Consider the following 26,011-nt stretch of genomic DNA (forward strand, 5'->3'; position numbering starts at 1 on the left):
TGATACAGCATGGGTAGATGGGCGAGAATGGGCGATTCTCGCGGTTCCGGCCATATTCGCTCATCTGCGCGATGAGCAAGTATGGGAGCGGGAATGGCCGGAAAGCGTAAGGCGTTGAGGCATAGAGGGTTATGGTGAGATCCCGCCGTCGCTGCCGCCCGCGTCCCACGATGTCCGGCGGTTGCCACGCCAGGATCACCAAGCCCTGATGAGCTAAGAATGTCAACTGTCGGCTGGCAATAGCGCTTCGGCAGGAATGAGGGGCGAACGGGCGCTTCCTCAGGGGCGGGAAGGCGGTTGGTTGCGGAGGCGGGTTGCGCTCGCTCTCTACTTCTGTGCCTTGCCCGCCTTGCCGCCCTTCTCGGCGCCGGCGCGACGCACGGGCCACGGCTCGACACTGGCGCGCTTGGCCCAGGCGTCGTAGAGGTCGGAGAGTTCCTTCACCTTGTCGGGGTTGGCGGCGGCGAGGTCGTGGAGTTCGGTGCGGTCGGCCTCCAGGTCGTAGAGTTCCCAGCCGCCGGGGTGCTTAGAGACGAGTTTCCACTTGCCCTGGCGCACGGCGCGATTGCCCTCGTGCTCCCAGAAGAGGACGCGGGGCACGGAGGCCCCGCCCACATTCTCGAACGCGGGCAGCAGGCTCCTGCCCTCCAGGGGCTGAATCTCCTTGCCGTTGAAGGTCTTGGGATATTCGGCGCCGGCAACATCAAGGCAGGTGGGCATAAGGTCAATCGTGTGGCCCACCTGATGGGTCAACGTGCCGCCGTTCTTGATGACGGCGGGCCAGTGGACGACGAGGGGCGAGGCGATGCCGCCCTCGTGGGTCCAGTGCTTGTAGAGGCGGAAGGGGGTGTTGCTGGCGTTGGCCCAGGGCAGGTGGTAGCTGAGGAAGGAGTCCACGCCGCCGGGGGGGACGCCCGGCTTGCCGCGGTCAACGGCCTCGGCGCAGCCGCCGTTGTCGGTCAGGAACAGGATGAGGGTGTTGTCGAGCTTGCCCAGCTCGCGGAGCTTGGCCACCAGCTTGCCGATGTTCTGGTCCATGCGGTCCACCTGCGCAGCGTAGACGGCCATGCGCAGGTCCCACATCTCCTTGTCGGCCACGTCGTCCCAGGCGGGGGCCGCCTTGTCGCGGGGCGTCAGCGCCCACTTGGCGTCCAAGATCCCCATTTCGATCTGGCGGCGGTGGCGCTCCTCGCGGAGCTTGTCCCAGCCCTTCAGGTAGTGGCCTTTGTATCTCGCAATGTCGTCGGGCCAGGCGTGGAGGGGCCAGTGGGGGGCGGTGAAGGCGAGGTAGAGGAAGAAGGGCTTGTCGCCGCGGCCGAACCGTTCTACGTATTCGATGGCCTTGTTGCCGAAGGCGTCGGTGGCGTAGAAGCCCTTCTCGTCGGGGTCTGTCTGCTTGTCGTCCTCGGCGAAGAGGCGGCCCTGGTCAATCTTCCAGTAGTTGGAGCTGCCGCTGACGAGGCCGTAGTAGCGCTGGAAGCCGCGGTCCACGGGCCAGTGGGGGCGCTGCTCGCCGATGTGCCACTTGCCGACCATGAGCGTGGTGTAGCCTGCGGGCTTGAGGGCCTCGGCGATGGTCACGCAGCGGTCGTTGAGGAAGCCGCGGTAGCCGGGCACGCCGTAGTCGCCGACCATGTGGCCGACGCCGGCCTGGTGGGGGTAGAGGCCGGTGAGGAGCGTGGCCCGCGACGGGCAGCAGCGGGGGGTGTTGTAGAACTGGGTGAAGCGGAGGCCGCCCTTGGCCAGGGCATCGAGGTGGGGTGTGGCGATCTCGCTGCCGTAGCAGCCGATGTCGGAGAAGCCCATGTCGTCGGCGAGGATGATAATGATATTCGGCCGCCTCGCCGGCGCGGCACTGACCGGCACGTTCCTGAGGAGGTGGCAAGAAGCTGCGAGTGCGCCCAGGAACCCGCGCCGGCTCATTCCACGTGGCATGAGTCTCCTCCTATCCTTTCACGGCGCCAAGCTGGATGCCCTTGACGATGAACTTCTGGGAGACGATGAAGAGGAGGATCAGGGGGATGATGTTCATGACGCTCGCGGCCATGATGAGGTTGGTCTGGCGGCCATACATGGTGTCGAAGTACAACATGCCGATGGGCAGGGTGCGCAGGTGCTCGCTCTTGATGAGAATCAGCGGCCAGAAGAACGAGCCGTAGTTGCCCAGGAACGTGAAGATGCCCAGGGTGATGAGGCCCGGGCGGGCCAGGGGCAGAATCACGTCCCAGAAGACCTGCCAGTGGCTCGCGCCGTCCATGGCCGCGGCCTCGTCGAGCGAGGGCGGAATGGTGAGCATGAACTGGCGGAGCAGGAAGGTGCCGAAGGCGCTGAAGGCGGCCGGCACGATCAGCCCGGCGTACGAGTCGAGCAGGCCCAGCTTCACCATCAGCGCGTAATTCGGGATCATGGTCACCACGCCGGGGATCATCAGCGTGGCGAGGTAGAGGCGGAACACGTGGTCGCGGCCCCGCCACCTGAGGCGCGCGAAGGCATAGGCCGCCATCGAGCTGGTGAGGCACTGGAGAAACGTGACCCACGCGGCCACGAACAGGCTGTTGAAGTAATAGCGGCCGAACGGAATCTGCTCGAAGACCTTGGGGTAGTTGCTGGGGAGCCACTTGGTGGGGAAGGGGTTGAGCTGCTCGACCTCGGCGAGCGGCTTGAAGCTGGCGAGGACCATCCAGAGGAAGGGCACGAGCATGGTGGCGGCGATGAGGCCGAGCATCGCGTGGCTCGCGCCGAAGCGGCCGCGGCGAAACCACCAGCGGCGCCAGGCGGAGGGAGCCGAGAGTTCCGCGTGCACGCAGGCACGCCCTACCTTACCCATGCGTCCGTTCTCTCCCATTCGCGCCGATTCGCGCGATTCGCGGTCTAATAGCTCAGTTCCTTGGCCCCGAATTTCCAGTTGACGAGTGTGACGGTGAAGATGATGGTGAAGAGCACCCAGGAGATGGCCGAGGCGTAGCCCATCTGGAACTCCTCGAACGCCTTGGTGTAGATGTGATAGACGAGCGTGGTGGTGGTGCCGGCCGGGCCGCCGTAGGTCATCACGCGGGCCTGCTCGAAGCCGCCCTGGAGCCCGCCGATGAAGCTCATGACGACGATGAAAAACGTGGTCGGCGCGAGCTGGGGCCAGGTGACGTTCCAGAAGGTGGCCCAGCGCCCCGCGCCGTCAATCTGCGCGGCCTCATAGAGCTCCTGAGGCACGTTGGACAGGGCGGCGAGGTAGAGGAGCATGTTGTTGCCGCCGATGGCGATCCAGACGCCCATGAGGATGATCGCGTCGCGCGCGCCCAGGCCCCACTGCTCGCGGCGGAGGCCCACCGTTTCGACCTCGAGACCTCTGGCCCACGGCCAGACGACGAGGAACAGCACGAAGGCGCACGCGGCGCCCGCGAGAGCGGCCCGGGCCGGCACCCGCACGAACGCGCGAAGCAATCTGCCCGCGCCCAGCAGCCCGAGCCCCACGGCGACCACCACGGCGAGGCCGAAGATGTTCTTGGTCGAGAGCAGCCACACGGGGGCCTGGACGTTCCGGAGGCCCACCGCGCCGAGGACGGCGTTGATCGCGGCGTTGATGGGGCCGAAGTCGGGGTTGTACAGCGCCTTCCACAGGATCATCAGCGCCACGCCGCTGGTGAAGGTGGGCAGGTAGAAGAGCGTGCGGTAGACCACGATGCCGCGCAGGTTCTGGCTGAGCAGCAAGGCGAGGAGCAGCGACCCCGCGATGGCGAACGGCAGCCCCATCATCAGGTACACAGTGTTGAGGAAATAGAGCCAGAACTGCTGGTCGCCGAAGAGCTCGGCGAAGTTCCGCAGGCCGATCCAGCCGAAGGGCACGGTGCGCTGGAGGTCCCAGTTGGTGAACGCGATGGCGAGCGAGAAGAGCACCGGCCCGGCGGTGAAGACGAGGAAGCCGAGGAGATTGGGCATGAGGAAGCCCATCGCCGGCCAGAAGTCGCGCTGGTGTCCGCTCGTGGCTTTCACGTGCCTCCGTTCCCCTGCCGCAATCTCGCGCAGGTTGGCAACCTGCGAGAGGTCTTCTCGTGGCCGGTCACTTGCGCGTCAGCGCCTCGTAGCGCTCGCGCAACTCAGGGTCGCGCCGAACGGTCTTCTCGATCTCCTCGTTGATCTGGCGTGCCGCGGTGCGCAGGGCGTCGGCGGCGGGTTTGGTGCCGTTCTTCACCAGGTCGAGCTGCTTGGCGATGATGCGGCCGGCGGCGTTGCCGTTGACGAACGGGCTCACCTCGTCGGGGAGGCCGTACTGCATGATGTCGCGCCACACCGCATTGAAGTCCTCATTCGGGAACTGGGGGTCGTGGAGATAGAGGTCGGTGTAGCAGTAGCGGATGACGGGTGCGAGGGCGTCGGCCTGGCGGTTGATCAGCTCGTTGTATTCCTTGCCGGCCAGGTACTTGAGGAAGGCGACGGCCTCGGCGCGGCGGGGACTGTTGCGGTTCACGAGGGTCGAGCGGCCATAGCCGCGGAAGACGCGTTGGGGCCCGTGGGGGCACTCGACGGCGCCCAGGCGCAGCCCCTCGTAGTTGCGCAGGGTGCACAGCCACCAGCGTCCGCCGAGGGCCATGGCGGCCTTGCCGCCGCCGAACCAGGTGATGGTGCCCGAGCCCCAGCCGCCCGCGGTGGCGATGGCCGCCTCCTCGACGGGGTTCGGCGCGACGTGATGCTTGTAGACGAGGTCCTGCATGAGCTGGACGGCCGCGATGTTCTCGGGGCTGTCGAGGGTGCAGCGGGTGCCGTCGGGGGTGTAGACGCGCCCGCCCCACTGGAGGCAGAAGTGGCGCCAGTTCCACCAGTCCATCATGAACCCGAAGTGCTCGATGCGGCCGCTCGCGCCCCGGACCGTGAGCTTCTGCGCCAGGGGGATGAAGTCGTCCCACGTCCACGGCCCCTTGGGATAGGGGATGCCGTGGCGGTCGAAGAGGTCCTTGTTGATCCAGAGGGCGTTCACCGAGGCATTGGTGGGGAAGCCGTAGGTGCGTCCCTCGTAGAGGCAGTTGGGGTGGGCGGCGGCCCAGCAATCCCTCTCGACGCTGATGCCGGCCGCCGCCAGTTCGTCCGTCACGTCCATCGCGATGCCGCTCTTGACGTAGGCGGAGAGCTGGAAGCCGTCGTAGCAGTCGAAGAGGTCGGGTCCCACGCCGCCGATGCACTGCACGATGACCTTCTGCATGCCGACGTTGGAGGGGTCGAGGCGGAGGGCGTACTGGGGATGAAGCTGGTTGAAGACGGCGATCTGCTCGCGGCGCGCGGGGTTGTCGTCGCTGATCCACACGAGCGGCGTCTTGCCCTCCTCGGCCAGGCGCGGCTGGAGCAGCCACGCCACGCCCGAGAGCAGGGCGAGAACCGCAAAGGCGCCGGCGAAGACGTATTTCATCAGGACCGCCTGACTGCAATGCCCCGGCTCCCGCGGGCATTCTAGCCCGGCGGCGTCGGCGGGTCAAGGAAGCCTTGCGACGCAGCGGCGCGGCCATCGTGCTCAGGGCGGCTCCGAGCGCGGCGCACAGGCTGCGCACGGAGCCGGGCGGGAGCGGACACGACGTGAACGGACCCTATGGACGTGGTAGACAAGGCTCCGGTCCCTCCTCGGTCCGTCCCGTCCATCGCGGCCATCCCGTCCGTAGAGTCCACCACGCCTGCGAGCCCCCTCCCGCGGCGGGGCTGCCTGGGAGGCGTGGGGCGCTCTCTACCTGAGCAGCACGAGCATCAGCCCGACCAGCCCCAGGCAGATAGCCAGGGTGACGAGGAAGCCGACCCACGACTGGGTGGAGGGCTTGACGAGGAAGAGCCCGCCGGCTGTGCACAGACGCTTCTCGGGCGGCACGGCCTGGTCGAGGGGCAGCTCCAGGTTCGCCTCCTGGCCGATGGGGGTGTAGATCCTCTTCAGGAAGGCGTCCACGGCCTCGGCCTTGGGCCGCCGCGTGAGCAGACTGCCCACGACGCCGCCCACGAAGCCCGTGAGCAGCGGCAAAGCCGTGACCACAAACCGGCTGCACACCAGAACGTCCCGGCCCCCGCTGTCCTTCGCCCAGTCGAGGAGGCCCTGGGCCGTGAGACGCTGGAAGAGCGCGCCGTCGGCGGTCCAGGAGCGTGCCCCGTCGGCCACGGTGAGCAGGCCGGCCTGCACGAGGCCCTCCTGGCTCCATCCGAGGAGGTGGCGGGTGAAGAGGAACGAGGCGGCGGCCAGGAGGATGCAGCCGAAGACGCCGCCGGCGTTCATGCGCCGCCACAGGATGCCCATGGCCGAGGCGATGCCGATGAAGGACATGATGTTGACGTAGTCGAGGATGGCGCCGACCACGCTGTGGCGCAGGTAGATGGCCATGCCCGTGGCGGCCGCGATGATGGCCAGGCCTGCGAGCTTGGTGACCTGCACGCACTGGTCGTCGCCCGCGTGGGGGCGGATGTAGCGCCGGTAGATGCTCTGGGAGAACAGCCCGGCCACCGTCACCTGGATGGCCGAGCCGGTGGACATTCCCGCGGCCATCACGCAGGCGAGCATCAGCCCCTGGAGCACGGGGCTGAGGAGCGCCCGCACCGAGTCGCCGAAGGCCGCGTCGGGCTGCACGCGCTCGCCCGTGCGGAAGAGGAACACGAGCCAGCAGAGCGCCAGGATGCACCAGCCCATGGTGCAGATGCGCTTGAGCACGTTGCCGTAGGTGAAGCCCATGCGGCCCTCCCACTCGGTCTTGCCCGCGCCGCACACGGTCATCAGGTGGGGCTGGGCCAGCATCGAGATGGGCGAGTTGATGCACAGCAGCAGCACCGTGGCCAGCGAGAAGGTCTTGAGGTCGAAGAGGCTCAGATAGTCCAGTTGCGCCGTGCTGCGCTCGGAGAGGGCTTTCACCGCGCCCGACCAGCCGCCCACCTGGGGGAGCGCGAGCGCGGCCGGGATGGCGAGGAACGAGAGCGCGATGATCATCAGCCCCTGCACGAAGTCCGTGCGAATCGCGGCGATGATGCCGCCCCAGTAGCTGTAGACGATGAAGACGGCGGTGGTGGTGAGGAGGATGCCGTAGAACCACATGTCGGCCTCGCGCTTCGGCACGCCGCGGGCGGCCCACGCGGGCGCCTTTTCGGCGGCGGCCCCCGCGGGTGCGGCCGCCGGGGCGGCCGCGGCCGGTGCGCCGGGCGTCGGCTTGGCCTCAGTCACTTCGGCCTTGCCCATCATCCCCTGCACCGTGCGCGCGGTGGCCAGCAGCATGCTGGCCGTGGCCACGGTCATGCCCACGGTGGCCATGACGACGTAGAGGATCGTGGCCGCCTTGCCGAACCGCTCCTCGAAGTAGTCGGCGAGCGTCAGGCAGCGCATGCGGCGGATGATCGGCGCGATGAGCCAGTAGAAGGGGGTGCCGAACATCCACATCCACGACACCCAGATGCCCGAGGCGCCCGACTTCACGGTGGCGCTCATCACGCCGGTCACGTCGCCGGGGTGGGTGCCGGCGCCGAAGGCGTGCATGATCATCATGGGCACGCCGAACTGGCGTTTGCCCATGAGGAAGCCCTCGCGCCCCTTCGCCTCGCGCTTGCTCCACCAGCCGAGGGCCAGCATGCCGGCGAAGTAGAGGACGAGCACGAGCCAGATGACGTAATGAAGGCCGAGGATTTCGTTCATTGCCAAGTCCTAACCATCGCCCGAAGCCACAAGCCACAAGCTACAAGCGGCAAGCTCCGAACAGAGAGACCGAGGGTGCGAAAGGGCTCGCTGGATGCGAGCCGACACCCCCGTTCACCTTCGGCTGCCATCTCTCTCGAGGTCACCCGTGATCCTCGCAATGAGGCCAGTGAGGACTCTGGCCGCCTCCTCCTTTGCAGCAGCAAGCTCGGCGGCCTTGTCTGTCGGAAGGTAGCCGAGACGATGAGCGAAGTCGAGCAAGTACCCTGCCTCCTCGATGGATGCTTCGGCACGGTTCAGGAACAGCAGGTAGTCCCGTTGCGTGCGCCTCCCACTCCCCTCGACGATATTCGTCGGGGCCGAGAGGGCCGCACGCCGAACCTGCGAGGTCAGCCCGTACTGCTCATCGCGCGGAAATGTGCGCGTGGCCGCGTACACGGCGATCGCAAAGGCATCGGACTTCTGCCACGCCTTGTTCCTGCGGTAATCCTTGCCCACGATCTGTCCTCTTGAGCGGCGGACCCATCTCCAGCTTGCAGCTTGCAGCTTGCAGCTTGTAGCTTGCAGCTACTTCCCCTCGGCGTAGGCCGCATACCGCTCCGCCACCTTCCCCTCCTTCTCATCCCCCACATGGAAGAGCACGCGGTAGCGCAGGGTGAGTTCCTTGCCCTCGTCGAGGGTGTAGGTGCCCTTCTCGGGGTTCTTCTTGTCGAAGCTCTGGATGGCGAAGGGGTTCGAGCCGAGCAAGCCGTAGGTGCGCGAGTGCCAGTAGACGCCGTCGGGCTGGCCCTGCATCTTGTGCCGGAGGTTCGAGGGGTGGTCGAAGATGGCGTAGCCGTAGCGTTTGCCGTCCACCTCGCCGGAGGCGTCCACCCACAGGGCGCGCTTGCCCCACGAGGCATTGCCCTCGTCGCCGTTGGAGTTCACGAGCCGGCCGTTCTTGCCGTCCTTGTCGGCGCGGAACTCCGTGCGCATGCGGGTCGAACACATGCCGCCTTCCTTGGTGTCGCCGAAGACCACCTGGCCGTACTTCGCCTGGAGAGTGATCTCCAGGTCGAGGACGCGATAGGTGTCGTCCCTCGGGCGCGGGATGCGCACGGTGCGCACCTCGGCCAGTATGGGCTTCTTCTCGGCGTCGGTCCAGTCGAGGGTTTCGCGGAAGAGGCCCATCTCGGCGCCGCTCTCGACGGCCTCGAAGCTCTTGTGGATCTGCCAGCCCGCCTTGGCTGCGTTCGACCAGTTGTCTACGCCGTTCACCGCGCCGTAGGCCACCCACAGGCTCGTGTGGTGCGGATGGTCGGGCTTGGTCTCCTTCGGGTCGCCCTCGGCGAGGGGGTAGTGGCGCATCATCTGGGTCTGGTTCGGGCCGAACACGGGGTAGAAGCAGGGGCGCAGGATTCGCTGGTTCATCGAGGGCTTGGGCGCGAAGCGATAGGTGGTGAACGGCTTGCCGTCCAGGGTGATCTCGAGGGCGTCGTCCGTCTGCTTCAGTTGCACGCCGGCTGCCTCGCTGCCCAAGGCGCTCGCGGCCGCAAGCGCCAGCAGGCACCACACAGGTGTACGCATCGCAGGGCCTCCTGGGAAAACGTCGTGCCGTCCAAGACGCAGGTAGTCTGCCCGAAACGAGCGGCCCTGTCAAGCGCGCCTGCGGTTGGCGCTGGACGCGCCGCCGCAAGCCGTGTAGAATGCGGCCATCGACGTCGTTTCCACGGACCCTGGAGAGGAAGGAAGCCATGGTGCCAGGCTCGGCTCGCGTGCTCGTGTGCTCGGCGGCGCTCGTCGCGTGCGTTACGCTGGCGGCAGGAGGCGACGCCGAGAAGGCGCGGCCGCCCGCGGCCCCGAAGCTGGAGATGACGGTGGACACCTCGGAGGCGCCCGACATGGCCCAGTGGGCGGCCGAGGCGCGAGCGCTCTGCGAAAAGAACTACGCCATGATCCTGGAGCACCTCGGCGCGCCCGGCTTCACGCCGCCCACGAAGGTGCGCCTGGTGTTCAAGCAGGACAAGGGCATCGCCGCCACCTCGGGCACCACGATCACGTGCATGCAGGGCTGGTTCCAGCAGCACCCCGACGACTACGGCGCCGTGATCCACGAGCTGTGCCATGTGGTGCAGGCCTACGGCCGCCAGCGCGTGCCCGGCTGGGTGACCGAGGGCATCGCCGACTGGGTCCGCTGGTTCAACTACGAGCCGCCGAACCGCCGCCCGCGCGTCAACCCCGCCCGAGCTCATTACACAAACGGCTATCAGGTCACCGCCGCCTTCTTCGACTGGATCGTGCGCACGAAGGACAAGACGTTTGTCAACCGCCTGAACGACGCCGTGCGCAATGGGCGCTACAAGCCGGAGTTGTTCCAGGAGTACGCAGGCAAGCCGCTCGACGGCCTGTGGGCCGAGTTCCTCGAGTCGCTTGCCAAGAAGTAGCCCCCGCCGCGACACCCGTAGCGACAAGCGACCCGCTTGTCGAAGCGCCGAGAAGCGGCGCAGCGCCCATTGCCAGCAATGGGCTCCCGACGCTCGCGGCTACGACAGATGGAGAAGAGCGCATGGCCGATCTCTTCGAGCCGCTGCCTCGGGAGGAAGTGATCAAGGCGGTGGAGCGCAAAGGCCCCCGCCGGATCCCGCTCGTCATGGCCAAGTGGTGGGGCGAGGGCCTCTGGGAGCAGTACGGCGAGCGCCTCCAGCACTTCGACCGCTATCCCCACGACGCCGCGATGGTGATGTTCAGCCCGCTCGACGTGGGCAAGATGGGCCTCTCGTGGCTCGGTGAGAATGCAGGCGTGAAGAAGGGCCACGACGCCGGCGGCCCGCTGTGGGACTGGAGCCATCTCGACGAGTTCATCGCCAGGATGCCCGACCCCGCGGCGTCGCCCGTCTTCGACGAGTTGCGCCCGCATGTCGAGCGTGCCCGCGCCGCGGGCCGCTACCTGCTCTTCGGTTGGTGGGGCCTCTTCTTCGAGCGCCCTTGGGGCCTGCGCGGCATGGCCAACCTGATGACCGACTACTACCTCGAGCCCGAGCGCATCCACCGGCTGCACGACGCGTTGTGCCGCCTCTACGTCGGCTACATCGAGCGGGCGGCGCGGGAGTTCCGCCCCGACGGCTTCTGGACGAGCGACGACTTGGGCAACCAGCGGCAGCTCATGATGAAGCCCGCCCACTTCCGCGAGTTCCTCAAGCCCTACTACGCCCGCGTCGGCGCCGCCTGCCGAGCCGCCCGCATGCACTTCTGGCTCCACAGTTGCGGCAACAACACCGAGGCCCTCGACGACCTCATCGAGGCCGGCGTGCAGGTCTTCCACCCGGTTCAGAAGCACACGATGGACGAGCGCGCCGTCGCCGCCCAGTATGGCGACCGCCTCACCTTCCTCGTCGGCTTCGACGTCCAGCACCTCCTCCGCGAGGGCACCCCTGAGCAGGTCCGCGCCGAAGTCCGTTACCTCGTGGACACCTTCGACCGTCCCGATGGCGGCCTGTGCCTGGCCGCTGGCAACGGCATCGTCGCGGGGACCCCGTTCGAGAACATAGACGCGTTTCTCGATGAGGGGGTGAGATACGGGGTGGACCGTCGCCGAAAAGCGACATGCCTGCAAGAAGGGAGAGCAAGTGACTGAGGCATTGTCCGCGATTCTTGGCGCTGCAGTCGCGTGGTTGCTGTTCCGCCTCGGTCTTCAGGCCGAGACACACCGACATGTGGGCGAGCTTTATGACAAGCTGGTGGACTACCGCAAGGAGTACCCAGAGGTCCTGTCACTGGCCCGTCTCTGGAGGCCCGAGTACCTTACGCGTGTCTACCACCAGAGGTCGGACGAAGACAGGCAGTGGGCGATGTACTACGGCTATGCCGAACTGGTCTTGGGCTACTGCACGCAAGTGTTGGTGACGAGGGGCTGCGCTCTGGCGGGGCGGGCGTACACCCAACACCATCATGGCCTCGTGAAGCTGCTGCTGACCGAACACTACCCCATCGTCAAGCAGCTGGCCGCACCTGGGGGATATGCGTCTCCCCTGATCGCCCGGTTCATCGAACGACAGAGAGCGCAAGGATGGGACTGGGAGAGCAGGCATTCGGCGCTGGACAGGGTTGCCGGGCATCAGATTGCGCCGCCGACCAGCGACGGCTAAGATGCGCGGCGCCTTGGCGCGGCTATCGACGCGCCATGGGCGGAAGAACGGGGACGCAGGTGGGGCGGATGGCTTCGAGGAAGCCGCCGCGGAGAGGGCTGGCGAATTCGGACGGGGTGTACGGGAGGGCCTGGATAGGCTCGAGAATCTCTGCCGCGGCTTCGCCCAACAGGGCCAGTGATCTCAGATAACCCATTCGGCGGAAGGCGCGCGAGACCACCACAAGATCAATGTCGCTGTCCGCGCCCGCTCGCCCGCGGGCGCGCGAGCCGAACAGGTAGATGGCCTCGGGGCGGATGCCGCGCCGCGAAATGGCGTCCGAATAGCGCGCGACAATGCCTGTTACCTTACGGCTTGCTCGAACCACTTCAGCACCTTCCTGGTCATCTGGGCGCAACGGGTGGCAAAGGCCCCGCTGAACGTGCTCGCCGAAACGCGCAGGTCGTCCGGGTATCGAGTCGGAATGCTCAGTCCCGACAACTGCCCGATGAAGGCTCTGAGTTCCTCTGGCGGATCGACGCTCGCCTTGCGTAGGAGAATCAGCAGGTCGTGCACCTTCGGCGGCAGCTTGCCTGACTTGCTCTGGATCACCGCCTTGATCGCCTTCTCGACGGCGAGATGGCACAGGAAGACCACATGCCGCCAGTGGCCCCCTCGGAGCATGGTTCGGGCGGCGCGGAGTTCCTCTCGCGCAGACGAGACCCAATGCCTGACGGGGTCGGCAGAAGCCATGCGTCGATCCTCTCACCCGCGGGGCCACTTGCGCGTATTGTATGTGACCACAGGCCGGAATGCAATTCCAGCGCGCGGAGGGCATGGCCCCCGATCCGGGCGGCTGTCACCGGGAGCTACCAGGGCCGTGCGCCCCTCCTATCTGTATCACCTCTGAGGGGGGAAGTGGTACAGACAGCCAGGAACGGCCACGGAGGGCACGGTATCGCCCTGGCGCCATACTTGCTCAACCTCGTGGGGGAGAAAGTGAGCAAGTATGGGGAGAAAGGCCGTAGAAGCCCGCGAATCGCCAAACCGCCATACTTGCTTAATCTGGACGATGAGCAAGTATGGCGGCGGGCCGTCTGGTTTTTCGGACTGCGCGGCCAGGCAGTTGGCTTTCCCCGACGGGTTTGGTATGATTGGCCGCGGGGAGAGGCTAAGGAGCGATGATGATGGGTCTTCGCAACAAGAGCGGCGTTTCACGACGTGAACTGCTGAGGTTGGGCGGGCTGGGCGCGGCTGCGAGCCTGGCCGGCTGCACGCGGTGGGCTGAGCGGCTGCGAGTGACCGAACAGCCGGCCGTGGCGGCGCCGTTCCAGGTGCGGCTCGGGCTTCAGAGCTATTCGTTGCGCTCCTTCAAGTTCGACGAGGCCGTGGCGAAGATGAAGGAGGCGGGCATCGGCTTCGTGGAGTTCTTCCCCGCCCATTTCCCGATGGGGATGAAGCCGGAAGAACTCGCCGCGGCGCAGGCGAAACTGGCCGACGCCAACATCAAGGTCAACGCCTACGGCGTGTGCGGCATCGGCAAGGACGAGGCGGGCGCCCGCAAGCTGCTCGAGTTCGCGGCCAAGGTGGGGATCGAGCTGGTGTCGGTGGACCCCGCGCCCGACGCCTTCGACGCGATTGACAAGGTGCTGGCCGACTATCCCGTGAACATCGGCATCCACAACCACGGGCCGGGCTCGCGCTGGACGACGGCCGACGGAATGCTCAAGGCGCTGGAAGGCCACCACCCGCGCTTCGGCGTGTGCCTGGACACGGGGCACCTGGCCCGCTCGGGCGACGACCCTGTGGAGGCCACCCGCAAGATCGGCGCGGCCAAACGCCTCCACGGCTTCCACTTCAAGGACGTCAATGCCCAGAAGCACGACGTGGTGGTGGGGAAGGGCACGATTGACCTGGTGGCCACCTTCACGGCGCTGAAGGAAACCGGGTTCACCGGCCCCTTCTCGCTGGAATACGAACTGGATGCGAACAACCCGATGCCTGGCATCGTGGCCTCGTTCGCCGCCATGCGCGAGGCCCTGGCGAAGGTGGTGTGATGATGGACAGGATGGACAGGGGGGACTCTGTGGACCTGGTGGGCAAGGCCCAGCAGCCTTCTTGCTGTCTCGCGCACAGCGTCCATGCTGTCCATCGTGCCCCTAGGCTCTAGGAGGTCCCCAGTGAAGGCGCTCGCTGCGCTCCTGCTCGTGGTTTCGTCGGGCGACTACGACCGCCTCGACACCCCGGTATCGGTCGCGCTGAAGCTCGGCGATGTCGGCCTCACGCCGGAGCAGGCGGGCGTGGCCCGGTTCCTGCTCGTGGAGAGGGGCACGGAGAAGGCCGAGCCGATCCTGGCCCAGTGGGACGGCGACGGCGGCCGCCTGGTCTTCGTGCTGCCGGGCAGGACACCGAAGGGCTCGACCCGCACGTTCGATCTCCAGGTGAAGACGACCGAGCAGGTGCCCGCCGCGGCCACGGCGAAGGTCACGGAAGGGAAGTGTGTGGACGTGGCGCTCGACGGCAAGCCCATCTTCCGCTATAACCACGGGGTCGTAGCCCAGTTCCCCGACAAGGCGAGCAAGTTCGACCGCGCGGGCTACTTCCATCCGCTCTGGGCGCCCTGCGGCGAGATCATCACGGGCGACTACCACCCCGACCACGCGCACCACCGCGGCGTGTGGTTCGCCTGGGTGAAGGCCGACGCCGGCCCGATCCAGGCCAACTTCTGGGAGATTCAGGAGGGGCGCGGCAAGTTCGTCAACAAAGCCCTGGCGCCGGTCAGCGGCCCTGTTTTCGCCGGCTTTGCGGCGCAGAACGACCTGGTCAGCGGCGACAAGGCGATCCTCAGGGAAACCCTCATCGCCCGCGTTTACGCTGTGCCGAGCAACCTGCGCCTCGTGGACCTCGCTGTGCGCCACGACGCGACAGACGAGGAGGTGGTGCTGGGCAAGCTGCACTACGGCGGCCTCGGCTTCCGCGGACGCGACGAGTGGAACGAGAAGAGCGCGATCGTGGACGTGTTGACGAGCGAGGGGAAGACGCGCAAGGACGCCAATGCCACGCGGGCGAAGTGGATTGACTTCACGGGCCGCTTGGGTGCCGAGGGATGGGGCGGCATTCTCGCCATCGAGCATCCCGCGAACCCCCGTTATCCCAACGGCGTTCGCGTGCACCCCTCGATGGCGTTCTTCAGCACCACGCTCGTGCAGCCCGACGCCTACACGATCAGGAAGGGCGAGCCGCTCATCTTGCGGTACCGCCTCGCGATCCACGACGGCAAGCCCGACAAGGCGCTGGCCGAACGCCTGGCCGCCGACTTCGCGACGCCGCCCACCGTCACGATCAGGAGAGAGCAATGAAGCCCAGTCGCCGAGAGTTCCTCGCCCAGAGCGTTGCCATCGGCTCGCTCGCCGCCGGCGTGGCGCTCTCCGCCGAGGAGAAACCCCGCATCCGCATCGGCACCGTGACCTATATGGTCTGCGCCCAGATGGACCTGCCCACGCTCATCAAGGCATGCGAGGACTCGGGGATGGAAGGCGTGGAACTGCGCACCACCCACAAACACGGAGTCGAGCCGAAGCTCGATGCCGATGGCCGCGCGAAGGTGAGGGAGACGTTCGCCAGGACAAAGGTGAAACTCGTCGCCCTCGGTTCGGCCTGCGAATACCACGCCGCCGACCCCGCGACGGTGAAGAGGAACATCGAGCAGACCCACGCCTTCGTGCAACTCGCCGCCGACGTGGGCGCCTGGGGCGTGAAGGTGCGGCCCAATGGCCTGCGCAAGGACGTGCCCGAGGACGCCACGCTGCGCCAGATCGCGGGCGCCGTGAGGGAGTGCGGCGCCCTGGCCCAGGAGAAGGGCGTAAAGATCGTCGTCGAGTGCCACGGCGGCGGCACGTCGCGCCTCGACCGCATGGCCAAGATCATGGAATACTGCGACCACCCGGCCGTCGGGCTGTGCTGGAACTCGAACAGCGGCGAGACCGACGCGAACGGCTCGCTCAAGCCCAACTTCGACCTGTGCAAGAAGTGGATCTGGCACGCGCACATCACGGACTGCGGGGGGAACTACCCCTTCAAGGAGTTCTTCGACCTCCTGAAGGGCATCGGCTACAACGGCTACACGATGTTCGAGACCTCGTGCAAGGGCGACCCGGTCGAGTTCCTCAAGGAGCGCCGCGCCGTGTGGGAGAAGCTGGCGCTGTGAGGCTCACTTCGCCTCGCTGCCGCCGCGGAGGAAGAAATCCACGAACCGCTGGCACTTGAAGAACTCGTCGCACACCTGGTGCCCCTTGCCTTTGATGACGATGAGCTCAGCCGGGCCGCCCAGAGCGCGGTAGCGGCGCACGAGTTCCCCCGCGTTTGCCTCCAGGGGCACCACGCTATCGCTGTCGCCGTGGATGTGGAGGATGGGCACCTTCGCCTTCGCCAGCGGCTCCAGGCGGTCAACGGGATTGTGTTCTCTCAGGCGCTCGCGCAGCTCGGCCTCGCTCAGGCCGTAGGCGCCGCAGGCGCGGGCGAGGCCCGGATAGCTCGTCAGGTCGCACACCGTATAGATGCCGCCGATGCACTGGACGCATTCGGGGTGCTCGACGGCCCAATTGTAGAGCATCAGGCCGCCGCGGCTCTGCGGCAACAGGCAGGCCTTGGGCGCGAGGCCATAGGCTTTCGTCACGTGCTCGTAGAGCGCTGTGTAGGCGGCGCGGCCCTTGGGGCTGCCGAACGATTCCCCCACCTCGATGCCGCAGATGGCGAAGCCCCGGGCGAGAAGCTGCCCGAACATCCAGGCGTGGCTCGGGTCGGGGTGGCCGCCGATGAACGTCGGGGCGTACCACAGCCACGGCTTCGTGCCGTCGGGTGCCGCCTTCGTGGGCTGAATGAGGAAGGCCCGATGGCCGCCGAGGACGAAATCGAGACGCGGCGCGCCGAACTGCTCGGAGACCTTCGGCGGCCCGGCCTCGCCCGCGCGCGCAATGCTCAGAGACGCGACGCAACAGACGGCGGCGATCACAGGCACCCCTCGTGGCGAAGAAGCCATCGCTTGATCTCCAGTCCCGCGCTGAAGCCGCCCAGATCGCCGTTCGAGCGGATCACGCGGTGGCACGGGATGACGATGGGAATCGGGTTGTCGCCCACGGCCTGGCCGACCGCTCTCGCGGCGCGCGGCGCGCCCACGCGCCGCGCCAGCTCGCCGTAGCTGAGGGTCGTGCCGAACGGGACACGCCGGAGCTCCTCCCAGACCTTTCGCTGGAATGGCGTGGCCGAAGACAGGTCTAGCGGGGTGAGGAACCGGCTGGCCTCCCCCCGGAAGTACGCTGCCAACTCGCGCACCAGTTGCCGCGCCCAATCGTGCCCGGCGCGAGCCATCCCGGGCGCGCGGGGGGAGAACTCCAGCCGGGCCAGGCCCCTCTCGCTGAATGTGGCGCCAAGCGCGCCGCGCGGGAACGGGACACGGACAGGGACGGACAAACACGGACTCACAGAACCGCGGGAGAGAGCCACCTGTCCGTGTGTGTCCGTGTGTGTCCGAGTGCGGAGCAGTCGTGTTTTCATTTCTGTCCCATCAGCTTGTGAACTTGCGGGATAACGCGAACGTTTAGGACGCGCCGCGCGAGGAACTCGTGCATTCGGAGCATCACGGCAGGCGATGGAGGCCGCATGCTGCCCGTCGCCGTCACGGGCTGGAGCACGACCGGCGCCTTGAACCACCCCTCGTTCACCACCTTGGCCACGCGCTCCAGCTCGTCGTCGGTCGCCATCGAGCTCACGACGACCTTCACCTGCACGTTGCGCGCCGCCGCAATGTGGAGGAATTGCCGATGGGCATCCCAGGGTGTGGGCTGGCCCGTCGCCGATGTCAGCTTGACGTCCATCGCTACGTGGCGCACTGCATCAATCACCTGCTCCAGGGCGTTGGGCAGGGTGCCGTTGGTCTCGAGATAGATGGGCAGGCCGAGATCGAGCAGCATGGGCGCAAGGGCGCGGATGAAGTCGGGGTAGAGCAGCGGCTCGCCGCCCGTGAGGCTCACCGAGTGGTGGAGCTTGGGCGAGGTGTTGAGGGCCGCAACCGCCTCGGCCACCTGGAAGGGCAACATCGGGTTCGGCTGCGCGACGCATCGCCGCGAGCCGGGCTCCCGCTCTACGGCGCAGGTGGGGCTCGGCTCGATGGCCTCCCGCGTATCACAGTAGGCGCAGGCGCGGTTGCAGCCGCAGAAGCGTACGAAGACCTGGCGCGTCCCGACGAGGATGCCTTCGCCCTGGATGCCCGAGAAGATCTCGAGGATGGGGGCCGATGGCTCGCTCATTCCTGCACTCAATGGTAGAGCGTGCCTGCTTGCACGCGAAATCCTCGGCATCGGTGTGCAGGCATGCACACCCTACCGCTCAGCGGCTTTCCAGCTTGGCCTTCAGCACCGTCACCGAATGGGCCGGCAGATCGAGCGGGCCGTCGAGTTTCACCCCATCGGGCAGCGGCATGGTGGTCACCAACTCGGGCTGGCCCGGGGCGTTGGTCGCGCCGAGATTGGGGCCGTTGATCCGCCAGCCCGAAACGCCCGTCGCTTTGGCGCCTTCCGCAATCTTGAGCGTCACGGAGACCTCATCCCGCGGTGAGAAGTTGATGAGGCCAATCGAGAGCGTGCCTGCCTTCCGGTCGAGCGCGGCGACGGCGTCAACCGTTGCGCCGTCCGAGACGGTCACGGGCACCAACTCGCCGTCCACGTGCGCGCGGTAGAGCGCGAGCACGTGGCCGGCGGGGTCGAGGCAGGCGTGGTTGCGGGTGGTCTTGATGGCGCCGATGACGTTCACCGTCTGCGCCCAGTTGGCCATCGCCACGAGGTCGGCGGAGCGCAGCAACTCGTGCATCGCGCGGGCGGTGGCCACGGCGTCGGCCAGGGTATAGTAGTGCTCGAAAGCGCCCACGCCGGGCGGGTCGGGCCGCGGGTTCCACTCGCGCACGATGCCCCACTCGTCCACGGCCAGGCGGAGGCGGTCAATGGCTGCGTGGCCCTTGCCGAGACGCTTGCGGAAGTCAGCTACGAGGCCCCGCACACCACTCGCCACGTGGCCGGAGTAGGCCAGGAAGCCCTCCTCACACTTCCTCAGGTCCTCGGGCGAGAAGGGCAGATTGAGCTTCCGCTCGGTGTAGTGGTGGGCGCTCAAGAGGTCCGTGTGCTCCGCGCACAGCGGCACCACCACGTCGTTCCAGCGGCCGGGCGCGCCCACGGCGATGACCTTGATGCGCGGGTCGCGCGCCCGCATGGCCTCCACGAAGGCGTTGTGGCGCAGGGCGTAGCGTTCAACCGGGACGTTGCCCAATTGCCAATTGCCGTACATCTCATTGCCGATGCCCCACCAGGTGACGCCATAGGGCTCGGGGTGGCCGTTTCTCGCGCGTTCGGCGCCCCAGCGGGTCGTCGCCGCGCCGTTCGCATACTCCACCTCGTCGGCGGCATCGGCCACCGAGCCGAGGCCCGTGTTCACGGCGATGTACGGCTCGGTGTTCACCTCGCGGCAGAAGGCCAGGAACTCGTCGAGGCCGAAATCGTTGTCCTCCACGTCGTTCCACGCCCGCTCCCAGCGGGGCGGACGCCGGTCGCGGTCGCCGATGGCGTCCTTCCAGTTGTAGCCCGACACGAAGTTGCCCCCCGGCCACCGCGTGATGGGCGGGTTGAGACGCCTGATCAGCGCCAGCGTGTCGGGCCGCATCCCCTTCACGTGGTCGGCCGGCATCAGGGAGAGGCAGGCGAGCCACACATAGGCCGGCTTCGCCAAGAGCACGGAAAGCGTCGCCCCATCCGTCGTCGCTCCCGCCTTGAAACGGAGGGGGAACTTCTGGTACTCGCGCCCCACCTTATCGAGCGCGACCGATTGCCCATCGGCCTCGGCGTCTCCCCAGGCGAGCCGAATCTCGATTGGAGCGGGCTCGCCCAGGCAGGCGAGGATCGCGTAGCCGACGTACTCCTTTCCCTCGACGAGTCCGATTCCTCCCTGTCGGATGCCGCACTTGCCGCCCTTCGCGTCCCGGAGCCAGAGCGCCAGGCACTTGTCGCCCGCGTAGGCCCCTGCCGGGTCGTTGAAGGCATCGAACGCGGCCCCCTCGGGCTTCACCACCTCCCACGACTTCCCCGGCGCGAGCAGGAACTTCCTGTCCTTCAGCTTCTCGGCCCAGATGCCGTCGCGGATGCAGCGTCCCAAGTGCTCGATGAACTGGCCGTAGAGATAGGGCGAGATGGCTGCCCCGACCTTCCGGGGCTCGACCGAGACCTCGGCTCTCCCCGCGGCTTCGGCCCCTGAGAGGCCCGCACCCAGAACCGTTGTGCACACCAAGAGACTCCTCACCAACGGACGTTGCCCGAGCATTGACGCGCCCTCCAACCAAGGCGCACAGCGGGACCTGCACGCGACACCCTATTCTAACAGCGCCTCCCGCCCCGCGCCACAGAGAATCCCGCACGGAACGCCGCCTTGACAACGGACTGATCTTAGCCCGGAATTAGAGTACACGGGCTGCTGGGGCGGTGTCGGGCCGGCAAGAAGGGGCACGGAGGCAACATGAGCGATGCGCACATTCTGCGAGCGGTGATGGACCAGCTCCACGATGGAGTCTACGTTGTGGATCGCTCCCACCGCATCACCCACTGGAACCCGGCCGCCACCGCTCTGACCGGCTACCGCAGCGACGAGGCCGTGGGACGACGATGCAGCGACGGCATGCTGGAGCACGTGGATGGCCAGGGCAGGCCCCTATGCTCCGAGGCATGCCCTCTGGCGCAGACCATCGAGGATGGGCAGGCCCGCACTGGCGAGGTCTACCTGCACCACAAGAACGGCCACCGCGTGCGCGTGGCCGTGAGAGTGGCGCCTGTGTACGACGGCGATGGCCAGATCTGTGGCGCGGCGCAGGTGTTCGCGGAGGACATCCGCGTCGTGACCGCGATGGCGCAACTGCGCGAGATGGAGCGGCTCGCCCTGCTCGACCCGCTCACGGGGCTGCCCAACCGCCGCCACCTCGAGGCGGTGCTCGCCGCGCGGCTCGAAGAGGCCCGCCGCCTGGGTGGCTCGCTGGGAGTGCTGCTCGCCGACGTGGACCACTTCAAGCGCCTCAACGACCGCCACGGCCACAGCCTGGGCGACGACGCCCTTCGGATGGTGGGCATGACGCTCGCCTGCGACGTTCGGGCCTACGACCTCGTCGGCCGCTGGGGCGGCGATGAGTTCCTGGGCATCTTCCCGCGCGTCACCCTCGACGAACTGCGCTCCATCGCCGAACGCAAGCGAGTCCTGGTCGAAGGGGCATTCCTCACGACCGACGGCGGGCCGGTGCGCGTCACCACCTCGATCGGCATTGCCCTGGGCCAGCCCGGTGAGGCGGCCGAGAGCCTGCTCGCGGCGGCGGACGAGCGCCTCTACGAGAGCAAGGCCCGCGGCCGCAACTGCGTCAGCGCTCGCGCCCCGGCCGCGTGAGCCGCCCCCGTTCCAGTGTCTCGCGCTACTCCACCATCGCGGTCCCCCACTCGGCGGGCTCGAGGCGGCTTTCGTTGGGGATGTCGTTGGTCACGTTGGCCGAGAAGCTGTTGTTGGTCCAGTAGGCGCGGAGCGCGGCCTGGGTGCCGGCGGCGTTGCCGAAGATGTAGCCGAGGTCCATGCGGACGCTCGCCCCCGCCTTCGGCGCGAAGCCAATCAACTCAAGCGGGATGGTGGCGACGGCTTTGAAGCCGCCGGGCTCCTTGTGGTAGTCCAGCTTCACGGCCTCCGTCGACTCGATGGCGTCGAAGCTCTCCTTGCCCGTGGGCGAGGTGAGGACTATGGGTTGGCCGGCGAAGCCCTTGACCTTGGGGCGATAGATGACGGCGAAGGGCTTGCCCTTCTGGCGGGTGATGAGGATTCGGATGTCGCCTGGCGCGGGGGTCTTGCGCTTGTGGTCAGCGGCCGGATCGGTGGCCAGTTGAATGTCGAGGAGGTTGCCGCCCTTGAAGACGAGGCGCGGATCGGTGGTCTCGTTCACAAGCTCGGCGGGGCTGGTGACCTCGTAGGCGATATAGAGGTTCTTCTCGTCGTATGCGGCGCGGGCGGTGAAGGCGCGGTTCGCGTCCACGGTCTTGGTGACGCCTTTGGCGAGGTCGAGGGCGGGACGCCCCCGCACGATCTCGAGCCGCTGGGCTTTGGCCTTCGCAAGCTCGTAGTCGGCGAGGGCCTTGGCCGCGAGCTTCGCGTTCTCCTCGGAGTGCACGTAGGTGCCGCCGGGCAGGCGCTTCACGGTGTCGAGGCCGAGGATCTCGGTCACGCGGCCATCCTGGTCGCCGGCGAGGAGGAAGATGCGGTTCATCCCGTCGGGCTTGACCAGTTGGCCTGTGACGACCTCGGAGGCCGTGATGTCGGGGCCGAGTCCGCCGCTCCGCCCGTCCCGCATCACCATCCCCACGTAGATGCCGTCGCGGGTGAAGATGTGGTAGGGGCCGAAGTAGGTGGCGGCGCCGGTGAAGTCGCCGGCGATGCCGAGGGGCATAGTGAGGCCGTAGAGACGGCCGGGCGTGACCATCGGCAGGCTGAGGGCCTTGTTCCAGTCAATGATGCCGCCGTAGCCCCACACGAGCTTGCCGTCGCGGGTCCAGCGGGCGAAGCCGGGCTCGCGGCCGGGGCTGAGGGTGTAAACCGCCCCGTCGCTGTCGTCGTAGATCAGGCTCGTGCCGTTGGAGTTGTTGCCCTTGAACGGCACCTCGACCCGCTGGGCGAAGTCGTAGACCGGCCGCCCGTCGGCTTCGAAGCGGACGGGCTTGAACATGAACCCCGTGTCGCTCCAGGCGTTGAGGTCGGCGTCGAGCCAGTTGAACGCCGTCTCGCCGCGGCCCGTGGGCGAGGTGGTCAGCTCGGCGGCCTGGACGGTTTGGTCGTTGTTGGCGTCCTGCCACAGGTAGGCGCCCTCCTTCATGCCCTTCATCACGGGATACAGCACGCCGCCGCCGTACGGGCCGAAGGCGATGCGGATGGTGCCCGCAAAGGGCTTGAAGATGTCGCCGTCGCGGATGAAGAGCATGTTCGAGTAGTCAATCATCCCCCAGCCGAACTGCTTTCCGTTCTTGGCGGTCATCACGCGGAAGTGGCCGGCGTAGCCGCCGGGGTTGGGCATGTCGATCATGTTCTCGGCGGTCGGCCGCCAGATCGTGCTCCAGGGCACGCACGTGCCCTTGTTGAGATCAACCTTCCAAAGGACGTTGTGGCAGTACAGCTCGTCGGGGTGTTTAGGGTCCATGTAGGCCCAGCCGAAGTAGGACGAGCCGCCGAAGAACTCGGCGACGAGTTTCCCACTGGTCGTGTCCCAGACGCTATGTCGCTTTGGCCCGTCCAGGGTCTCGGCGACCCACAGGTTGCCATTCTTGTCGAGTGCGATGCCGCCTGGCTCCAGGATGCCGTTGGGGTCATATCGCCCCACCCTCGGCCTCCCGCCCTCCTTGCCGATGCTCTTGAGGTACTTACCATCGCGCGAGAAAACCGAGATGTTCTGGAGCTTTCCGCGGTTCGCCACGTAGATCGTCCCATCAGGGGATGTGGCTACTCCCGAGGGCTCATCCACGCGAAGGCGCCTTGCGGTGTCCCTGCTCGTCAGGGGATGCATCTCCACTCCATTGCTAGTGACCACCACCAGCCCGTCGGGATGAGGTGCCAAGCGCCGGGGAGCATCGAGGCCGATCTTCAGCCAGGCTTGCGCGCTCGGATCACCGCTCTTGGCGTCGTAGGCGCACACTAGGTCGCGCTTCGTCCACGAGACGAAGACGAGTCCATTGCGGTAGGCCACAGCGGTTGCGACGTTGGACTTTTCGTCGCCACCGGGGGGCGGGGCGAGGAAGGGCTTGCCGTTGCCCCAGTTGAGGGGGCGGCCATCCTTGGCGTCGAAGACCTTGACGGAATGCTCGCCCTCGTAGCCGTGGTCGCCGACGACGAAGAGGCGCTCGCCATCGGTCGCCATGTCCTCGGCGTTGTGGCGGATGCCCCAGAGCTTCTTGCCCTTGAGGTCGGTCTTGATGATGCCCCAGCCCGATTCGCTCATGTTCCAGGAGAGGAACATCGCGTCGCCGCAGGCGCACACAGAGGTCGGATTGCCGTGGTCGCCGCCCCAGCCGCCCGTGTTGTCGTCGGTCTTGTAAGGCGGCTGGCCGCTGTTGTGGGCGGAGAGGATGAACTTGGTCTTGAGCGGCTGATGGGTCAGCCCCTTCCAGGTGTAGGTGCCGGGGGCGAGGGGCTTGCCCGCGTCGTCGAGGCCATCCCACCGCTCGACGTTCTGCCCCGCCCGCCGCGCGCCGGAGGCAACGAGGATGCGCCTGACCATCCCCGTGGCATCGGCGAGGCAGATGCTCACCTCGCTCTCCTCGGGCACGTCGTAGGCGAAGGTCAGCGGCATCGGCTTCTCGGGCGGCAGGCCCTCCTCGACAAGGTCTTTGGGCAAGTTGCCCTTGTCGGAGAAGATGATCTTGCCCCAGACGGATGACGACTGGTAGACGAAGCCCGGCCCGGCCATGACGTCGTAGCACCAGGCCCCGCCGCCGGCGGTCTTCAGCCCGTCGGGCGTGCCCCAGAATACGCAGATGGAGCCGGCCAGGATGTCGCCCGCCTTGACCGGCTTGACGCCGAAGGTGGCCCACGGGATGCGGTACTCGAACGTGTAGCCGCGGCCGTCGTCGGCCTTGAGGTAGGCGGCCTGGAACTTGTCGCGCGGGATGACCCCGTTGGCCGAGAGGTCGGGGCGGAGCGGCTTGCTGAAGGTCATCGCCCGCATCGCCACGAGGTTCGGCTCCTTGCGGTCGGTATAGTACCAGAGCATCAGCGTGCACATCTTGTCGCTCTCGTCCTTGTTGAAGGACGACTTGTGGATGGGGTAGCCGAGGGCGGGGTCGAGCGACAGGAAAATCTGGCAGACATCGGCGTCCCAGGCCTTGTCGGGGTCAACGTTTGGGTCGTGGCGGTTCATCATCGGCGAGGGGTCTCGGACGACCCCGCTGATATAGAGCGCCTCGGCGTCGTACATCAGCGCGCAGCGCGCGCTCTGCATCTCGCTCGTCTCGGAGACCACATACATGAATATCTGGCCCGAGAGGTCCCAATCATCGAGCTTCCCATCAATCACCACCTTGCCTGGGACGGGCACGGCATATGCCTTCTTGTGGCGCCCGAGGCCCGTGTCGGCCAGGGCCGTGAGCGAGGTGGCGAGAAGGGCGAGGCACACGGTCGCCCTAGGACGTAGGTGCATGGGATGCTCCTGAAACGAGGCGCCAGATGAACAGAACAAACTCGATGGACGCGTCGGCGTGTTTCGCGGGCATTTCTTCAGGCCTTTGGCGTGCCGTAGCGGCGGACGAGCTCGGCGCATTCGGCAGGCTGGTCGCTGTAGCGGTCGTAGATGCCGACGATGACGCCGTCGGTGGGCTTGATGCTGGCGAAGGTCTCGCGGAAGGCCATGTCCACCATTGCCGGGTGCTCCGAGAGGCGGCCGGCGGCGAGAATCTTGAAGGCGAGGCAGGGGCGTTTGGTCGCCTGCATGGCTTTGTACATGCGCGGCGGGTCCTCGCGGAGGTAGACCTCGCCAATTGGGATGGGCGTGTAGCCGAGGAGCTGCTTGAGGGCCTCGGCGCTGCGGTGCCGCTCGTAGACGCAGGTCATGTAGTAGTCTACGTCCCAGCCCTTGGACTCCACGTAGTCCACCACGTCGGGCATGTGGGTGGAGACGCCGACCTGGAGGCCGGCGTCGCGGATACGCTTGAGGTAGTCGTGGGCGTGGTCGAGCCGCTTGTTCTTGAAGAGCGAGTCGGTGCGCTCGCCGTGGTGCGCGATGCCGATGCAGCCGCCGGCCTTGAGGGTGTCAATCACCGCGGGGTTGTCGCACTCGATGGCGAGGAAGTGCATCTTACCGCCCTCTTCGAGGAAGCGGCGGTAGAGGGCGAGATTGCCGCAGCCGCTTTGCCAAGCGTTGATGCCGACCTCCTGGCAGCGGCGGAGGGTCTTGAGGATCTGCTCGGGCGTGAAATAGGCTTTCATCTCGCGGTTGACGAAGGTGGAGAGGTGGGAGCCGGCGTTGAAGCAGTTGGCGCCGACGATGAGGCGCGAGACAGTGTGGGGGCCGAGCTGGATCATGGGCATCTTGCCCGGCTGCTCGGCGGGGGCTTCGGCGGCAACGGCGGTGTGGGCGACGGCGCCGGCGACGACGGCCGCGGCGCCAACTTGCTTGAGAAACTCGCGGCGGCCTTCATCGGGGCACGCGTCGGGTGCGGACGGGCACATC

The 26,011-nt window shown here is 67.1% G+C and carries 22 protein-coding genes; 7 read left to right on the forward strand and 15 right to left on the reverse strand.

Translation table 11 applies throughout. From position 1 onward, the window contains the following. Positions 1-327: 327 nt before the first annotated feature. The 7 genes from PLE19_13315 to PLE19_13345 form a co-directional block, all read right to left on the reverse strand. Positions 328-1,935 (reverse strand): arylsulfatase, encoded by a 1,608-nt coding sequence (locus PLE19_13315; protein HPD15926.1) that lies wholly within the window; start codon positions 1,933-1,935, stop codon positions 328-330. Positions 1,936-1,945: 10 nt separating this feature from the next. Further along, entirely contained in the window at positions 1,946-2,827 is an 882-nt protein-coding gene (locus tag PLE19_13320) for a carbohydrate ABC transporter permease (protein ID HPD15927.1), read from the reverse strand. 44 nt (positions 2,828-2,871) lie between these two features. Then, on the reverse strand, positions 2,872-3,987 hold the full coding sequence (locus tag PLE19_13325) for a sugar ABC transporter permease (protein HPD15928.1): 1,116 nt from the start codon (positions 3,985-3,987) through the stop codon (positions 2,872-2,874). Positions 3,988-4,054: 67 nt separating this feature from the next. Beyond that, the gene (locus tag PLE19_13330; GenBank protein ID HPD15929.1) at positions 4,055-5,395 is read right to left on the reverse strand and encodes an extracellular solute-binding protein; all 1,341 of its coding nucleotides are present in this window, start codon (positions 5,393-5,395) and stop codon (positions 4,055-4,057) included. A 309-nt stretch (positions 5,396-5,704) separates the two neighbouring features. Then, a complete protein-coding gene (locus PLE19_13335; GenBank protein ID HPD15930.1) occupies positions 5,705-7,636 on the reverse strand; it encodes a hypothetical protein in 1,932 nt (643 codons plus the stop codon). Positions 7,637-7,750: 114 nt separating this feature from the next. Then, on the reverse strand, positions 7,751-8,134 hold the full coding sequence (locus PLE19_13340) for a four helix bundle protein (GenBank protein HPD15931.1): 384 nt from the start codon (positions 8,132-8,134) through the stop codon (positions 7,751-7,753). A 69-nt stretch (positions 8,135-8,203) separates the two neighbouring features. Next, a complete protein-coding gene (locus tag PLE19_13345; GenBank protein ID HPD15932.1) occupies positions 8,204-9,202 on the reverse strand; it encodes a PmoA family protein in 999 nt (332 codons plus the stop codon). Between the two features lie 167 nt (positions 9,203-9,369). Between PLE19_13345 and PLE19_13350 the strand changes: the two genes are divergently transcribed. From PLE19_13350 to PLE19_13360, 3 genes are all read left to right on the forward strand, one after another. Next, positions 9,370-10,059, forward strand: a complete 690-nt coding sequence (locus PLE19_13350; GenBank protein ID HPD15933.1) for a basic secretory protein-like protein — start codon at positions 9,370-9,372, stop codon at positions 10,057-10,059. Positions 10,060-10,181: 122 nt separating this feature from the next. Next, the gene (locus PLE19_13355) at positions 10,182-11,249 is read left to right on the forward strand and encodes a uroporphyrinogen decarboxylase family protein (GenBank protein ID HPD15934.1); all 1,068 of its coding nucleotides are present in this window, start codon (positions 10,182-10,184) and stop codon (positions 11,247-11,249) included. Then, a complete protein-coding gene (locus tag PLE19_13360) occupies positions 11,242-11,760 on the forward strand; it encodes a hypothetical protein (GenBank protein ID HPD15935.1) in 519 nt (172 codons plus the stop codon). Before PLE19_13355 ends, PLE19_13360 begins: the two co-directional genes overlap by 8 nt. A 22-nt stretch (positions 11,761-11,782) precedes the next feature. Here PLE19_13360 and PLE19_13365 read toward each other — a convergent pair whose 3' ends face one another. Next, the gene (locus PLE19_13365) at positions 11,783-12,127 is read right to left on the reverse strand and encodes a nucleotidyltransferase domain-containing protein (GenBank protein ID HPD15936.1); all 345 of its coding nucleotides are present in this window, start codon (positions 12,125-12,127) and stop codon (positions 11,783-11,785) included. Beyond that, the gene (locus tag PLE19_13370) at positions 12,103-12,492 is read right to left on the reverse strand and encodes a HEPN domain-containing protein (protein HPD15937.1); all 390 of its coding nucleotides are present in this window, start codon (positions 12,490-12,492) and stop codon (positions 12,103-12,105) included. The genes PLE19_13365 and PLE19_13370 overlap by 25 nt, the downstream gene beginning before the upstream one ends. 434 nt (positions 12,493-12,926) lie before the next feature. On the opposite strand from PLE19_13370, the gene PLE19_13375 reads away from it, so the two are divergent. The 3 genes from PLE19_13375 (at position 12,927) to PLE19_13385 (ending at position 15,946) form a co-directional block, all read left to right on the forward strand. Continuing rightward, positions 12,927-13,796, forward strand: a complete 870-nt coding sequence (locus tag PLE19_13375; GenBank protein ID HPD15938.1) for a sugar phosphate isomerase/epimerase — start codon at positions 12,927-12,929, stop codon at positions 13,794-13,796. Positions 13,797-13,919: 123 nt separating this feature from the next. Then, entirely contained in the window at positions 13,920-15,098 is a 1,179-nt protein-coding gene (locus PLE19_13380) for a PmoA family protein (protein ID HPD15939.1), read from the forward strand. Beyond that, complete coding sequence (locus tag PLE19_13385) at positions 15,095-15,946, forward strand: sugar phosphate isomerase/epimerase family protein (GenBank protein ID HPD15940.1); 852 nt, start codon at positions 15,095-15,097, stop codon at positions 15,944-15,946. Before PLE19_13380 ends, PLE19_13385 begins: the two co-directional genes overlap by 4 nt. A 3-nt stretch (positions 15,947-15,949) precedes the next feature. Here the strand turns inward: PLE19_13385 and PLE19_13390 are convergent, their stop codons facing one another. The 4 genes from PLE19_13390 to PLE19_13405 form a co-directional block, all read right to left on the reverse strand. Then, the gene (locus PLE19_13390) at positions 15,950-16,777 is read right to left on the reverse strand and encodes a prolyl oligopeptidase family serine peptidase (GenBank protein HPD15941.1); all 828 of its coding nucleotides are present in this window, start codon (positions 16,775-16,777) and stop codon (positions 15,950-15,952) included. After that, positions 16,747-17,106, reverse strand: a complete 360-nt coding sequence (locus PLE19_13395) for a methylated-DNA--[protein]-cysteine S-methyltransferase (protein HPD15942.1) — start codon at positions 17,104-17,106, stop codon at positions 16,747-16,749. Before PLE19_13395 ends, PLE19_13390 begins: the two co-directional genes overlap by 31 nt. A 182-nt stretch (positions 17,107-17,288) precedes the next feature. Further along, positions 17,289-18,044 carry a 7-carboxy-7-deazaguanine synthase QueE gene (locus tag PLE19_13400; GenBank protein ID HPD15943.1) on the reverse strand — a complete coding sequence of 252 codons (756 nt, stop codon included), beginning with the start codon at positions 18,042-18,044 and terminating at the stop codon, positions 17,289-17,291. A gap of 79 nt (positions 18,045-18,123) precedes the next feature. Further along, a complete protein-coding gene (locus PLE19_13405) occupies positions 18,124-20,064 on the reverse strand; it encodes an alpha-L-arabinofuranosidase C-terminal domain-containing protein (protein HPD15944.1) in 1,941 nt (646 codons plus the stop codon). Between the two features lie 228 nt (positions 20,065-20,292). Between PLE19_13405 and PLE19_13410 the strand changes: the two genes are divergently transcribed. Continuing rightward, positions 20,293-21,204, forward strand: a complete 912-nt coding sequence (locus tag PLE19_13410) for a GGDEF domain-containing protein (protein HPD15945.1) — start codon at positions 20,293-20,295, stop codon at positions 21,202-21,204. A gap of 25 nt (positions 21,205-21,229) precedes the next feature. Here the strand turns inward: PLE19_13410 and PLE19_13415 are convergent, their stop codons facing one another. After that, positions 21,230-24,982: a hypothetical protein gene (locus PLE19_13415; protein HPD15946.1), complete on the reverse strand. Its 3,753-nt coding sequence runs from the start codon at positions 24,980-24,982 to the stop codon at positions 21,230-21,232. Positions 24,983-25,059: 77 nt separating this feature from the next. Continuing rightward, positions 25,060-26,010, reverse strand: a complete 951-nt coding sequence (locus tag PLE19_13420; GenBank protein ID HPD15947.1) for a hypothetical protein — start codon at positions 26,008-26,010, stop codon at positions 25,060-25,062. Position 26,011 lies beyond the last annotated feature (1 nt).

Source organism: Planctomycetota bacterium (genome assembly GCA_035384565.1).
In the GTDB taxonomy this organism is placed as follows: Bacteria; Planctomycetota; PUPC01; order DSUN01; family DSUN01; genus DAOOIT01.

Coding starts and splice junctions, on each gene's coding strand:
- PLE19_13315 (HPD15926.1), bottom strand. CDS start 1,935: ATGCCACGTGGAATGAGCCGGCGCGGGTTCCTGGGCGCACTCGCAGCT.
- PLE19_13320 (HPD15927.1), bottom strand. CDS start 2,827: ATGGGTAAGGTAGGGCGTGCCTGCGTGCACGCGGAACTCTCGGCTCCC.
- PLE19_13330 (HPD15929.1), bottom strand. CDS start 5,395: ATGAAATACGTCTTCGCCGGCGCCTTTGCGGTTCTCGCCCTGCTCTCG.
- PLE19_13335 (HPD15930.1), bottom strand. CDS start 7,636: ATGAACGAAATCCTCGGCCTTCATTACGTCATCTGGCTCGTGCTCGTC.
- PLE19_13345 (HPD15932.1), bottom strand. CDS start 9,202: ATGCGTACACCTGTGTGGTGCCTGCTGGCGCTTGCGGCCGCGAGCGCC.
- PLE19_13350 (HPD15933.1), top strand. CDS start 9,370: ATGGTGCCAGGCTCGGCTCGCGTGCTCGTGTGCTCGGCGGCGCTCGTC.
- PLE19_13355 (HPD15934.1), top strand. CDS start 10,182: ATGGCCGATCTCTTCGAGCCGCTGCCTCGGGAGGAAGTGATCAAGGCG.
- PLE19_13370 (HPD15937.1), bottom strand. CDS start 12,492: ATGGCTTCTGCCGACCCCGTCAGGCATTGGGTCTCGTCTGCGCGAGAG.
- PLE19_13375 (HPD15938.1), top strand. CDS start 12,927: ATGGGTCTTCGCAACAAGAGCGGCGTTTCACGACGTGAACTGCTGAGG.
- PLE19_13385 (HPD15940.1), top strand. CDS start 15,095: ATGAAGCCCAGTCGCCGAGAGTTCCTCGCCCAGAGCGTTGCCATCGGC.
- PLE19_13390 (HPD15941.1), bottom strand. CDS start 16,777: ATGGCTTCTTCGCCACGAGGGGTGCCTGTGATCGCCGCCGTCTGTTGC.
- PLE19_13395 (HPD15942.1), bottom strand. CDS start 17,106: ATGGCTCGCGCCGGGCACGATTGGGCGCGGCAACTGGTGCGCGAGTTG.
- PLE19_13400 (HPD15943.1), bottom strand. CDS start 18,044: ATGAGCGAGCCATCGGCCCCCATCCTCGAGATCTTCTCGGGCATCCAG.
- PLE19_13410 (HPD15945.1), top strand. CDS start 20,293: ATGAGCGATGCGCACATTCTGCGAGCGGTGATGGACCAGCTCCACGAT.
- PLE19_13415 (HPD15946.1), bottom strand. CDS start 24,982: ATGCACCTACGTCCTAGGGCGACCGTGTGCCTCGCCCTTCTCGCCACC.
- PLE19_13420 (HPD15947.1), bottom strand. CDS start 26,010: ATGTGCCCGTCCGCACCCGACGCGTGCCCCGATGAAGGCCGCCGCGAG.